The organism is Sedimentibacter sp. B4 (assembly GCF_000309315.1).
Classification (GTDB): domain Bacteria; phylum Bacillota; class Clostridia; order Tissierellales; family Sedimentibacteraceae; genus Sedimentibacter; species Sedimentibacter saalensis.
In genome coordinates this window covers 1-11,716 of the sequence record NZ_CANG01000958.1, presented here as the reverse complement: position 1 = coordinate 11,716, position 11,716 = coordinate 1, and the positions used below count along the sequence as shown (strand labels likewise).

The 11,716-nt window shown below is 36.2% G+C and carries 15 protein-coding genes; 2 read left to right on the top strand and 13 right to left on the bottom strand.

Translation table 11 applies throughout. The features are described from left to right. Positions 1 to 40: 40 nt before the first annotated feature. The 8 genes from BN358_RS19795 to hisJ form a co-directional block, all read right to left on the bottom strand. Entirely contained in the window at positions 41 to 427 is a 387-nt protein-coding gene (locus BN358_RS19795; protein WP_019230275.1) for a RidA family protein, read from the bottom strand. A gap of 12 nt (positions 428 to 439) precedes the next feature. After that, entirely contained in the window at positions 440 to 808 is a 369-nt protein-coding gene (gene rsfS, locus BN358_RS19790) for a ribosome silencing factor (protein WP_019230274.1), read from the bottom strand. Then, positions 805 to 1,308: a bis(5'-nucleosyl)-tetraphosphatase (symmetrical) YqeK gene (gene yqeK / locus BN358_RS19785; protein ID WP_019230273.1), complete on the bottom strand. Its 504-nt coding sequence runs from the start codon at positions 1,306 to 1,308 to the stop codon at positions 805 to 807. The genes rsfS and yqeK overlap by 4 nt, the downstream gene beginning before the upstream one ends. A 6-nt stretch (positions 1,309 to 1,314) precedes the next feature. Then, on the bottom strand, positions 1,315 to 1,923 hold the full coding sequence (gene nadD / locus BN358_RS19780) for a nicotinate-nucleotide adenylyltransferase (protein ID WP_019230272.1): 609 nt from the start codon (positions 1,921 to 1,923) through the stop codon (positions 1,315 to 1,317). Beyond that, positions 1,920 to 3,365 carry a PTS system mannose/fructose/sorbose family transporter subunit IID gene (locus BN358_RS19775; protein WP_019230271.1) on the bottom strand — a complete coding sequence of 482 codons (1,446 nt, stop codon included), beginning with the start codon at positions 3,363 to 3,365 and terminating at the stop codon, positions 1,920 to 1,922. Before BN358_RS19775 ends, nadD begins: the two co-directional genes overlap by 4 nt. Before the next feature lie 8 nt (positions 3,366 to 3,373). Further along, positions 3,374 to 3,838 carry a PTS sugar transporter subunit IIB gene (locus tag BN358_RS19770; protein ID WP_019230270.1) on the bottom strand — a complete coding sequence of 155 codons (465 nt, stop codon included), beginning with the start codon at positions 3,836 to 3,838 and terminating at the stop codon, positions 3,374 to 3,376. A 10-nt stretch (positions 3,839 to 3,848) separates the two neighbouring features. Beyond that, the gene (locus tag BN358_RS19765; protein ID WP_019230269.1) at positions 3,849 to 4,247 is read right to left on the bottom strand and encodes a PTS sugar transporter subunit IIA; all 399 of its coding nucleotides are present in this window, start codon (positions 4,245 to 4,247) and stop codon (positions 3,849 to 3,851) included. Positions 4,248 to 4,315: 68 nt separating this feature from the next. Further along, complete coding sequence (hisJ, locus tag BN358_RS19760; protein WP_019230268.1) at positions 4,316 to 5,158, bottom strand: histidinol-phosphatase HisJ; 843 nt, start codon at positions 5,156 to 5,158, stop codon at positions 4,316 to 4,318. Positions 5,159 to 5,293: 135 nt separating this feature from the next. Here hisJ and BN358_RS19755 point away from each other — a divergent pair, with 135 nt between their 5' ends. Then, complete coding sequence (locus tag BN358_RS19755) at positions 5,294 to 6,013, top strand: hypothetical protein (protein ID WP_019230267.1); 720 nt, start codon at positions 5,294 to 5,296, stop codon at positions 6,011 to 6,013. A gap of 219 nt (positions 6,014 to 6,232) precedes the next feature. After that, positions 6,233 to 6,934, top strand: a complete 702-nt coding sequence (gene sigK, locus BN358_RS19750) for an RNA polymerase sporulation sigma factor SigK (RefSeq protein ID WP_019230266.1) — start codon at positions 6,233 to 6,235, stop codon at positions 6,932 to 6,934. A 44-nt stretch (positions 6,935 to 6,978) separates the two neighbouring features. On the opposite strand, the gene BN358_RS19745 is transcribed toward sigK, so the two are convergent. The 5 genes from BN358_RS19745 to BN358_RS19725 form a co-directional block, all read right to left on the bottom strand. Then, the gene (locus BN358_RS19745) at positions 6,979 to 8,976 is read right to left on the bottom strand and encodes a fructose-bisphosphatase class III (protein ID WP_019230265.1); all 1,998 of its coding nucleotides are present in this window, start codon (positions 8,974 to 8,976) and stop codon (positions 6,979 to 6,981) included. Positions 8,977 to 9,189: 213 nt separating this feature from the next. Beyond that, positions 9,190 to 9,447: a CDGSH iron-sulfur domain-containing protein gene (locus BN358_RS19740; protein WP_019230264.1), complete on the bottom strand. Its 258-nt coding sequence runs from the start codon at positions 9,445 to 9,447 to the stop codon at positions 9,190 to 9,192. Positions 9,448 to 9,511: 64 nt separating this feature from the next. Then, a complete protein-coding gene (locus BN358_RS19735) occupies positions 9,512 to 10,063 on the bottom strand; it encodes an NUDIX hydrolase (RefSeq protein ID WP_019230263.1) in 552 nt (183 codons plus the stop codon). A gap of 149 nt (positions 10,064 to 10,212) precedes the next feature. Beyond that, positions 10,213 to 11,022 carry an alpha/beta hydrolase gene (locus tag BN358_RS19730; RefSeq protein ID WP_019230262.1) on the bottom strand — a complete coding sequence of 270 codons (810 nt, stop codon included), beginning with the start codon at positions 11,020 to 11,022 and terminating at the stop codon, positions 10,213 to 10,215. Between the two features lie 180 nt (positions 11,023 to 11,202). Beyond that, a partial coding sequence (locus BN358_RS19725; RefSeq protein WP_019230261.1) for a dicarboxylate/amino acid:cation symporter occupies positions 11,203 to 11,716 on the bottom strand: 514 nt, incomplete at its 5' end.

Sequence of the window (11,716 nt, the reverse complement as noted above, 5' to 3'; positions counted from 1 at the left end):
AAAAAATTAAGGATATCTAAAATATCCTGAATTTTTTATTTTATTCAATAACTGCTATTGCATCAATTTCTACGTTAGCATCTCTTGGAAGTCTTGCAACTTCAACGCATACTCTTGCAGGTTTATGGTCTTTAAACATTTCTGCATACATTTCATTAATAAGGCCGAATTGATTCATGTCCTTGATGTATACTGTGCATTTAACAACATCGTTCAATGTTGCTCCTGCAGCTTCAAGAATTGCCTTTACGTTCATAAGAGACAATCTTGTTTCTTCCTTTATGTCGCCGTCTTTGTACAGTTCTCCTGTTGCAGGGTTAAAAGCCAGCTGTCCTGAAACATAAATTGTATTACCTGCCTTTTGAGCCTGTGAATAAGGACCTACTGCAGCAGGTGCATTGCTTGTTTGAATGGTTATATTTGACATAACATCCTCCTCCTATTTCCAATTTTTTATTCCATATTGTTCAACATCTATTGAATTGTTGTCAAACCATAAGGATTCAAGGTCATATATTTCTCTTTCATCCTTGTGGAAGATATGAACAATTATGTTGTCCGTTTCTAATAACACCCATCTTCCTGTGTCGAAGCCTTCTGTATAGTAGAAGTCTACACCTTCTTTAGATCCTTTTTCAATCACTTCTTCAGCTATGGCAACAGTCTGTCTTTCGTTGTTGCCGCTGCATATTATGAAGTAATCAGTTATGGAGCTTGTTTTGGATACATCCAAAACAACGAAATTGTAAGCTTTCTTGTTGTCACATGCTTTCAATATTGTTTCAATGTTTTTTTTGTCTAAATTCATTTTTCCTCCTTCAGGAATTCCAATGTTTTTATTGATTCTATGTCAAGATTCTGATTTTTTTGTTCCACATATTCTATTGTTCTTTCCAAAGAATATATCAAAGCATCATTTATGTTAAAATCGGCAAGTTTTCTTAAATCTTCAACGCCATCATATTTTCTGCAAGGTTCTGTCTTGTCTGCAAGATAAATAATTTTTTCAAGAATTGTCATGTTCTCTCTTCCAGTGGTGTGATAAAGAATTGCATTTATAATTTCATCATCATAGACCTGGTAGATTGTCCTGGCAAGTTCAGCGCTTTTTGCAGCATGTGTAAGGTTGTCGTCTTTCTCCATGGACTTGCCGCAGTCATGCAAAAGTCCTGCTATTCTTGCCTTTTCCTTGTCTGCTCCGTATAAAACACTTAAGCGCACTGCTTCTTCCATTGTTCCCAGTGAATGGATGTAGCGCTTTTGTCCAATGGATTTTTCAAGAATATCTTTCATTTCATCTAAATTCATCCTAAATCATTCCTCATACAAATTGTTTTTGATGATATATTGCTCAACAGATTCCGGCAGCAGATACTTGGCTGATTTTCCATCCATTAATCTCTGTCTGATATTAGTTGAAGAAATTTGAAGCATTGGTGCCTGAAATAACTCAATGTTGCTTTTAAACATCTTGTTTATTTCAGAAATTTTAGCCTTTGCATCCTCCATGCTTATTCCTGGCCTTGAAACTGCTACAAACCTGCATAGTTTAAGAAGCTTTTCCGGCTCCCGCCAGCTTGGAAGCTCAATTACCGCATCTGTTCCCGTTATGAAATAAAATTCGGCATCAGGATATTTTTTTGTTAACTCCATCAATGTGTTTAATGTATAACTTTTACCATCTTTTTTTATTTCAATGTCTGAAACCTTAAATCTATCGTTTGACAAAACAGCTATCTCTGTCATAACATACCTGTCTAATGATTCTGCCACAGTACCCTTCTTGTGAGGAGGATTTCCGGCCGGTATAAAAATTATTTCTTCCAGTCCATAGAAGTTAAGCACTTCATTGGCAACAACCAAATGTCCTGTATGAATGGGGTCAAATGTACCGCCCATAATTCCTACTTTTCTATTTTTCATCTTTTGCTCCTCTTGATTACCCAGTAAGCTGCAGCTGACAATACTACAGATGATAGAGTATAAACAGTGTTTGTGGATTCAAGGCTTGTTAAAATTAGTTTTGCAACAGCAACTCCAAGTATTCCTGAAAATATATGAGGAAAATGTTTTTTAATCTTGGAATTTTTAACAGTGTTGATTCTTTCTAAAAGGTATTCACGTCCTGAATAATAACCGTTCATCCAACCAGAATATGATATGAACAATATTGATCCGGCCAGATAAAGAATAGGCAAAAATGCTGCTGTATAAATTCCATCCACGCACATCATCACCGACAATGAAATAAACAAAGGCGTAAGCACTACCTGAGTGTAAGAATCCCCTAATCCTGCAGCAATTCCCATCATTCCCTTTTTAATATATGCTGTGTCTGTATCATTTGCATTTAAAGATGCCTGTTCCTCTACAGAAATTATGTATCCATGTATAGGAGTACCCATATTAGGTTCAGTGTTAAAAAATTCTGTATGTCTGTGAATTGCACGTGATACTTCATTTTTTTCATTATAGAGCTTTTTAAAGATGTTTTTCATGCTGTGTGCAAATGCTAATCCCTGCAGCCTGTCATAGCTGTAGCATGAATGGGAAAAATTCATCCATATGAACCATGCATACATGAGATCCTTCTTGTTAATATTATTGTTTTTATTGCTTCTTTTATTATCCATGCGGAAATTTTTATTTGACAAAGCAAAAAGAATTATTGCTGCAGCTGCTAAAAACCAGTATGAACCAATGTTAAAAATAATTACAGCAAGAAAAAACAATCCGAAGCTTATATAAGCATACTTGTTTTTAAGATTTGCCAATATGCTTATTACAGAATAAGATACTAAAAACATCCCTGCCATGAACAAAAATATTTTGATGTTTTCATAATATTCAACGATCATGTTATCAAACAGCGACATTATCAAAAATGCAGCCCCCACAACAAAACTGCTCATGAGGTACAACAAAAGCTGAGGATACAAACCGTCATAAAGACTGATGTCTGGATTTTTCCCTTCCTCATATGATTTCTCGTACTTGTTTACAAATATGTGATTGATGTTCAGCCTGTACTTCCATATTAATATTCCCAAATATCCGAAAGGATACGCAAAAGCTGATGCTTCCACAGGACCAAGACCTAAAAGTATCGCTGCAGAGGCAGCAATTACCGCTGTCAGGCACTGATCTCCTTTAAAGGATCCTCCTGTTGAAACAAAGTTCATATAAATAACATTGACCACAGCTCCGGCAGCCATTCCCAAAAAAGGATCTCCAAGAATCAGTCCGGTCATGAAACCCGATACAACCGGTCTGTATACTGTGTAATATCCTATTCCCAAGGACAGTGCCGTACTGCTTGCCCAAAAGTACAAAATGCTTATTAAAATGAAATTAAATGCAGTCATTTTTCTACCTATTCAACTGACACTGCTTTGTCATTTGGAAGCATTTTTATATCGACTGCAATATTTTTCTTAGCTATACTTTTCAGTATTTCAATTTCCTGGCTGCTTAGGTGAATTGAGTTTAAATACCTTTCGCGGCCTTTGACATTTCCAAGTCCACCAACATTGACGCATTTAATTTCAACGTTTTGATTTATTAATTCATTTATATTTTCAATACATCTTGAAAGGATTAAAATCCTTGAACCATCATCGCTGCCTTTAAGATAATCTGCTGCACCAGCAACGCTAAACAAATTTACTTTTATATTTTCAGGTGCTGCGTGTTTTATCAATTCCGACATGAATTCGTCTTCTGCATATTCATTGTCAACAATTACAACTTCGTTGGCTTTAATATATGGTATCCAGGAAACAACGACCTGCCCGTGCAGAAGCCTGTCGTCTATTCTGGACAATACTACATTCTTCATTATTCCTCCATTAGTCTGTAGAGAACTTCTCATTTACAAACACTATGCTCTTTTTTCCGTTTTTGATTATTTTTTCCGCAACTTCCTCCATTGTGTATGAATCCCTGCTTACAGCAATGTCAATAAACAGCGGAAAATTTATTCCTGTTATATGATAGAATTTTCTGTTTTTCATTGTTCTTAAAACCGCATTGTATGGGCTTCCGCCGTACATGTCAGTAAAAACAATCAGATCGTCCTTGGAAAGTTTTTCGACTGTTTCTTCAACCTGACTTAAAAGCTCGTCAAAACTTTCCCCCTGATGAAATGATATGCTTTGTGCTCCTTCAATTTTACCTATTATAAGTTCAGAACTCTTCAATAATTCCTTGCCGAAATCTCCGTGTGTTACAAGTAAAATATTTATCATTATTTCATCTCCTTATGTTGGTATAATATTATATCATATATTTTTGAATTTTACACATATTTCCTTGTTTAAATATTTTGCTTTGACCATCCTTCTTTTGTAAGGTAGTTTAGACTGTTAAATCCAAGCTCCCTCACAAGGTCATACATCTCAGTAAACTTGCAGTCAATTCCCTCTTTTGTGTGGGCGTCAGAATTTATAACAACAGGGATTTCCATGTCCTTTATCATTTTTAAAATTAATGTGGACGGATACTGTTCCTTTGTGTATCCTCTTGCAATTCCTCCGGTATTTATTTCAATTGAGCATGATGTGTTTTTTATGACCTTCAGGCAGTTTTCAACTGCCTTCACATACCAATCCTCTTTTTCATCAAACAAAATATTGTCTTTGTTGTTCTTTTTAAATAAATCCAAATGGCCGATTATTGGCGGCTCATAATTTATTGCCATTTCAGAAATCATGCTGTAGTATGATTGTACTGCATGCCTTGCATTTCCTCCAAAGCTTTCCTTGATACCCTGGGTAAGCTCTTCCAGGTTATAGTCAACGGTCCACATGATGCCGCTTTCAAAATACCCCAGGTAATGAACAGAACCTATGTAGTAGTCAAGCCTTTTTATTAATGACCTTGACAGTTCATCAAAACCTATTCCCGGAATATAGTCCAGTTCCATTCCCAGGAACACATCAATTTGATTTTTGTATTTTTCTTTTAAAATTGTTATTTCTTCCATATAGTTTTCGATACGTCCACTCTGAATGTTCCAGTCTGAAACAAATGGCGTGGGTCCGTGGGTGGATATTCCTATTGATTGAAACTTTAAGTTTATTGCAGCCAATATCATGTCTTCTGCGCTGTACATACCGTCGCAGTATAAAGTGTGAGTATGTAAGTTCGTTAAATGCATAGTGATTCCTCCTGCCAGTATATATTGTAATTGAAGTTGTTGAATTAGTAAAGAAACAATTTTTACTTTTAATTCACTAAAATCCTTTTCTTACGTATATTAATAATAAATTACAAAATTTTTTGGAGGATATATATGAGTTATTCAAATTATAGAAATAATACGCCGCATTATAATTCGATGCCTTACAGCAATGACCCCATAAACTATGCACAAAGAATGAACATGGGATCAGTGCCTGGAATGCCCCCATATGGAAACAGCATGTACATGCAGAATTATTTTCCTTCCATGCCCTTCATGACAGGAAACAATTCTCCTACAATGCCAAGCATGCCGAACATGCCTAGTATGCCGTCTATGCCTGGTATGCCGTCTATGCCAAGTATGCCCACTGCTCCGGGACCTGGCATGGCACCATTCATTCCTGAAAGTGAAATGGATAATCTTCCAGATGGAGATATGCCTGCACTTCCAAGGGGCTCTGACATGAGAATGCCTGAATTTAACCAGCCTGGAAATCTTCCGGCGATGCCGCAGATGCCTGGAGATAGAAATGTGTATCCAGGAGTTACAATGCCAGGTTCAAATATGCCTATGGAAATGACATGTGAACAGCTTATTGAGCTGACCAGGAACATGGAATGCCTGGAAGAAATGCATGAATTTTTACACAATATGAACGGTGATCATACAACAATGCCGGAAACTCCTGCAGCTCCACGAACACCGACGATGCCAACTACGCCGACTATGCCAACAACGCCACGCACTCCAACTACACCGGCAACACCTACTACTCCTTCAGCTCCGGGAACCCACAACAATCACGGTATAAGCCGTTTTTACAGATAAATTCATGTAATATTCAAGCTTCGGCTTGAATATTACATATTTTTAATTTATGTAAACGTGATTTAAGTCATATAAGGTCGCATTTTATCAAAATTTATATATTGCCCGAAAAATAATACTATTTCCATTCTAATATATAAAAAAATAAAATAATTAAAAAGTGTACATACAGTTTTTTCAAATCTTCAGCATATAATGTATAACTCTGGGGGTGTTTTTTTGATAGAAAATGTATTGCAGCTAATCTTTCCATTGTCAATATTCATCTTTGGTTATATAACCAGTGGGAGTTCATTCCCTCAACCATTAAACAAGGATGAAGAATTCGAGCTCATACAAAAATCGAAAGATGGTGACAAAGAAGCGCGAAACACTCTTATAGAAAGAAATCTAAGGCTGGTTGCCCATGTAATAAAAAAATATAAGACAGTAGGCATAGACCAGGAAGATTTAATATCTATAGGGACAATCGGATTAATAAAAGCAGTTTCAACCTTTGACAACAACAAGGGCATACGGCTTGCTACATATGCGGCCAAGTGCATCGACAACGAAGTTTTAATGACAATACGAAGCGACAAAAAATTAAAAAAAGAAATTTCACTCCAAGGACCTTTGGGAACAGATAAGGAAGGCAACAACATATATCTCATTGATATTATAAAATACGAAGGCGAAGAAATTGTAGGGCGCCTCGACAAGGAAGAAAAAATTAAGGCATTGGATGAAATACTGGACAAAACACTTCAAAAAAGAGAAAAGAGTATCATAGAAATGAGGTACGGCATAAGAAACAACGAACACAAAACTCAGAGGGAAATTGCAAAGCTCCTGGGAATTTCAAGATCATATGTGTCAAGAATAGAAAAAAAAGCTCTAAAAAAACTATATGACGCCTTAGTTTCAAATGTTGGAAATTAATACATAAAAATAAAAAGCATTCACGGAATGCTTTTTATTTTATGTTATCTTTGCTCTTTTATGAGTCCTATGCGATATGCATCCAGGAGCATTTCAAGATCTTTAATCTGAGCTATTAATTTTTCTCCGTCGTCTGTATCCCGAACCCTTTTTCTTTCAACTTCCTTTTCAAGAACCATGGTGGTTGAATGAATGTCCTTTTCTTCTTCAATTGCCACCTGTGTTGATTCAAAAGGATCATGAGATACAAGCAGCAGTCCATAGGAATTGTATATGAGAGTGTAACCTGCAATGCCTGTGGCTTTTTGATAAGCTCTTGAAAAACCACCGTCTATTACTAAAAGCTTTCCGTTTGCTCTTATGGGACTTTCGCCGCTTTTTAATTTTACAGGCATGTGTCCGTTTATTATGTGAGAAACTTCCGGATTCAGACCAAATTCCTCGAAAATCATCCTGCACATTTTTTCGCTGTCTTCAAGCTTGAAGTAAGGGCTCTTCTTTTCTACATGTGTTTGTTTGTCGTCTATGAAATACCTTTCAAATGTTGTCATCTTATCCTTGCCGAACAAAGGTGAATCAGGCCCTGTCCACAGGTACCATGTTATATCCATGCCGTAGAGTCTTGCTTCGGGATTGTTTATGTGGAAATAACCTTCTCTCACAAGTATTTCAAGCCTGTCAAAATAGGATTTTCCGCTGTAGTATTTTCCCGATGATCCAATCTTAACCTTCTTGAAACTTCCATCCTCATTGACAGGAATGCAGCCGTGATAAAGAAGGTTTGAATTAAATTTAAGATACATGCTGCCGTTGGAAAACAAAAATCTCACATGCTTCTGCAGCTTTTCACTGTTTAAAAACGATGACTTGAGTTTTTCCATAAGCTCACTTTCTTCTTGAGTAAGTTCATATGGGTTATCAGGATTTATTGTTGGAAAGCTCTTGTCGTTTAAACTGTAAGTTTTTCCATTTAGTTCTATTGTTCCTTCGCTGTAATTTATTTTATTAAGCAGGAGTCTATCTTCCATGTTAAAATGTGGGCGCCTTTTGATAATTTCTCCTTCTAGCTTGAACTGAATGATTGATATTGCCTTGTGCATTTTTGCAATAAGCTTAAGGTCGTTGTCCGTATATATTTTGTCGCTTTCAACTATGGGCTTAAATGAAGCACATTCATCTCTGCCGTAAAATTCCAGTGCAAATGTTGCAAGAGGAAGCATGTTGATTCCATACCCGTCTTCAATGATATCAAGGTTGACATATCTTGCGCAGATTCTTAGGACTGTTGCAATGCATGCTACACTGCCTGCAGCAGCTCCCATCCATAATACATCGTGGTTTCCCCACTGAATGTCCACGGAGTGGTACTTTGTTATGGTGTCCATTACAACATCAGCTCCCGGGCCTCTGTCAAATATGTCACCTACAATGTGTAATCTGTCAATTACAAGTCTTTGAATAAGCTTTGACATGGCAATAATGAATTCATCTGCTCTTCCTATTTTTATAATTGCTTTTATAATTCCGCTGTAATATTCTTCCTTATCGTATTCTTCAGGTCCCCTGTGCATTAATTCTTCTATTATGTATGCAAATTCCTCAGGAAGTGCTTTTCTTACCTTCATTCTGGAATATTTGAATGCTGCTTTTCTGCTTATTTCAATAAGTCTGTAAATGGTTATTCTGTACCATTCTTCAATGTCTTCTTCCTGCTTATGAATGATTTCCAATTTTTGTTCCGGATAATAGATCAGAGTTGCAAGGCTTTTAATTTCTTTCTCGCTTAATGTGTCTCCATAAACTTCGGTTATCTTTCGCTTTATATTCCCGGATCCGTTTTTAATGACGTGATTAAATGACTCGCATTCTCCGTGAATGTCAGACAAAAAATGTTCTGTTCCTTTAGGAAGGTTTAATATTGCCTGCAAGTTTATTATCTCAGTGCATGCTGATGCAATTGTAGGGAATTGTTTTGATAAAAGGTTAAGATATCTAAGTTCTTCGTCAAATCCCTGTATTACATCATCATTAGAATAAATCATCTTCTCAGCTCCTTTTATAATATATATAATTATAACATATTAAACTAATTTATCCAACACATATTGAATAGTGATTAAAATACAAGTATTTTCTTCATTGAATACATCATTTTAATGTTAATAATATTGGATGATTTTTATGGCTACGGTCGAAAAACCTGGGTTAGGGCATAAAAAAACTTCGTTTCTAATTAGCGAAACGAAGTTTTAAAATCATAGTTCTTCATGTGTTCCGTCACAGTATGGAGGATTTTTTGTGTGCTTACAACCGCACAAATGAGATGTTCCGTCAAGTGTAGCTGTAAACTTTAGGGGAGTGAAAGAAGTTCCTTCATGAGAACCATCGCAAAATGGCTGAGTGCCGCTTTTTCCGCATGTGCAGTAGTAGTAGTCTTCACCTTGTTTAAGCTGCACAGCAACAGGTTGCTTCAATGGTACTTCCGGTTCTTCTGACATTTCATGTTTTTCCATAACATTGCTCCTTCTGAATTTTAATCTTATTATTCACAGCAAGAAGCATTTTATTCTCACAGAATTATTTCAACTTTGATAAAATTTTAAAATATATGTTTATCATGTGTTTTTCATTGGAATATGAATCTATTTCTAAAGATGGTATCCATGTTACACCGCTGTTTTCATCAGCCTTGACAATGAGTTCTTCATGTTCGTCAGCTTCAAAGAGAAATGCAGCATTAAAATGAAGATGAGGAGATACGTATTTTCCGTTTTTAATGTGACCATATACAGGTATGATGTCAAGCGATACAATACTGTCGCTTAAAGATGAAAAATTTCTTATACCTGTTTCTTCATTTAATTCCTTCATTGCTACACAAAATAAATCCTCATCGCCGTCAGCATGCCCGCCTGTCCATGACCACGCATTGTAAATGTTGTGATGCACCATGAGCACCTTGTCTCTTTTTTTGTTTACAACAAAAGCAGAGCTGGTCATGTGTGCTACTTTATTGTTTCTTGTAAGCACATCATCAAACTCATCTGTAAATTTAATCATTATTTCCTTGTCGTTTACTTCCTGATAACAGCAAGGTTCATAGTTTTTTATAGCTTTTATCCAGTTCATAATCTCCAGCTTTCATAGTATGATATAATATTCTACTACAAAAAATGGATTTTTAAAATATAATTTCAGGAAAAACAATGTTTCATAATTCAAACAAGCTGTTGCCCAGTTTCACTGTGCAGCAGCTTGTTTTTAACATTTTATATTTATTAGATTGTTCTCTTGTCAAGCCAGTTTGTTGTATCAAGTATTACTTCGTCTTTTACAGGCTCATTGTAGATTTCATGGAACAATAGCGGATATATTTTAAGACTTTTGTCTTTGGATGAAATGTCTCCGAAGAAATCCCTTGAATCCTTTTCGCTTACAAGACCGTCGTTGCAGCCATGAAGAAGAAGCACCGGGTCAGCAAATTTTTCTGAATTTTCCTTAACCCATTCCACTCCCTTGAAAACTTCGTAGAATAGTCCTGCAGATATTTGTTTTTCTACATAAGGGTCATTGGCGTAAGCTTCAACAACATTAGGGTCAGAGCAAACTCCTCCGCCCAGTTCATTTGGGAAATATGTATCAACAGGCAAATCTCTAGGCAAATCAGAAGCAAGTCCAATGTTGTTTCTTGTAAGTGCTCCGGACATTACAAATCCGTTTGCTTTGCCTGGATATTTTATGCCGAACATCGAAACTGCAAATCCGCCCATGCTGTGTCCCAGCACAAATAAAGGAATAGAGGGATATTCCTTCTTTGCCATGTCTACAAAAAAATTAACATCATCAATAAGTTCGTTAAAATTACTATAGAAAACTTTCTTTCCTTCTGACCTTCCATGCCCCCTGTGGTCAAAGCGGAAAACTCCATAACCGCTTTCATAAAGTTTTTTTGTAAGATAGTCATATCTTCCCTGATGTTCACAAAGGCCGTGCACTATGAGCACAATTCCTTTAGGCTCTGACGGGATATCCTTTTTTGCAAAAAGTTTTGTGTTATCAAAGGATGGAACAAAAAATTCATTATTCATAATACCTCCCAATACAATTGATATCGTTTTCAATTTCATTGTACTTCAGTTTTTTTCAAAAGTCAATTAATGTAAAAAATATAGTATGAATAGAAATAAAAATAAGCACCTGGGTGCTTATTTTTGCAAAACTTTTAAACTTTCTATTAACTGTGACACGATATAAGTCAGAGTTTATATTTATGACTGCAAAACTTTTCCATTGTACTTGTCTATATCAAGTTCATTTTCGCTTTTGGCAACAAGAAGTGAACTTGTTGCAGCTGCTGTAACATTAGTTGCTGTACGGGCCATGTCAACTATTGAGCTTATTGGCGTCATAAGCACTATTATTTCAATAGGAAGACCTGCCGCAGCAAACACAGCTGTTGTTGTAATGGTTGATGTTCCTGGAACTCCAACAGTTCCTATGCTTACAACTGTAGTAAGTGCTATGAGAATAACATACTGTGATACTGAATATTCAATTCCAAGAGCATTTATTGCAAATACAGCAAGAAGTGTAGGCCATATTCCTGCGCATCCAGGCATTCCCATGTTTGCTCCAAGAGGTGCAACAAATGATGCAATGCTTTCGGACACTCCTGAATTTTTTAAAGATTTGACTGTAACAGGAATTGTTCCTATGCTGCTTTGTGATGTGAAAGCAACAACCTGAGCAGGCCATATGTGTTTGAAAAATTTAAAAGGATTT

Bases quoted from the DNA above. Each gene is read 5' to 3' on its own strand.
- BN358_RS19795 (WP_019230275.1), bottom strand. From the start codon at position 427: ATGTCAAATATAACCATTCAAACAAGCAATGCACCTGCTGCAGTAGGT.
- rsfS (WP_019230274.1), bottom strand. From the start codon at position 808: ATGAATTTAGACAAAAAAAACATTGAAACAATATTGAAAGCATGTGAC.
- yqeK (WP_019230273.1), bottom strand. From the start codon at position 1,308: ATGAATTTAGATGAAATGAAAGATATTCTTGAAAAATCCATTGGACAA.
- nadD (WP_019230272.1), bottom strand. From the start codon at position 1,923: ATGAAAAATAGAAAAGTAGGAATTATGGGCGGTACATTTGACCCCATT.
- BN358_RS19775 (WP_019230271.1), bottom strand. From the start codon at position 3,365: ATGACTGCATTTAATTTCATTTTAATAAGCATTTTGTACTTTTGGGCA.
- BN358_RS19770 (WP_019230270.1), bottom strand. From the start codon at position 3,838: ATGAAGAATGTAGTATTGTCCAGAATAGACGACAGGCTTCTGCACGGG.
- BN358_RS19765 (WP_019230269.1), bottom strand. From the start codon at position 4,247: ATGATAAATATTTTACTTGTAACACACGGAGATTTCGGCAAGGAATTA.
- hisJ (WP_019230268.1), bottom strand. From the start codon at position 5,158: ATGCATTTAACGAACTTACATACTCACACTTTATACTGCGACGGTATG.
- BN358_RS19755 (WP_019230267.1), top strand. From the start codon at position 5,294: ATGAGTTATTCAAATTATAGAAATAATACGCCGCATTATAATTCGATG.
- BN358_RS19745 (WP_019230265.1), bottom strand. From the start codon at position 8,976: ATGATTTATTCTAATGATGATGTAATACAGGGATTTGACGAAGAACTT.
- BN358_RS19740 (WP_019230264.1), bottom strand. From the start codon at position 9,447: ATGGAAAAACATGAAATGTCAGAAGAACCGGAAGTACCATTGAAGCAA.
- BN358_RS19735 (WP_019230263.1), bottom strand. From the start codon at position 10,063: ATGAACTGGATAAAAGCTATAAAAAACTATGAACCTTGCTGTTATCAG.
- BN358_RS19730 (WP_019230262.1), bottom strand. From the start codon at position 11,022: ATGAATAATGAATTTTTTGTTCCATCCTTTGATAACACAAAACTTTTT.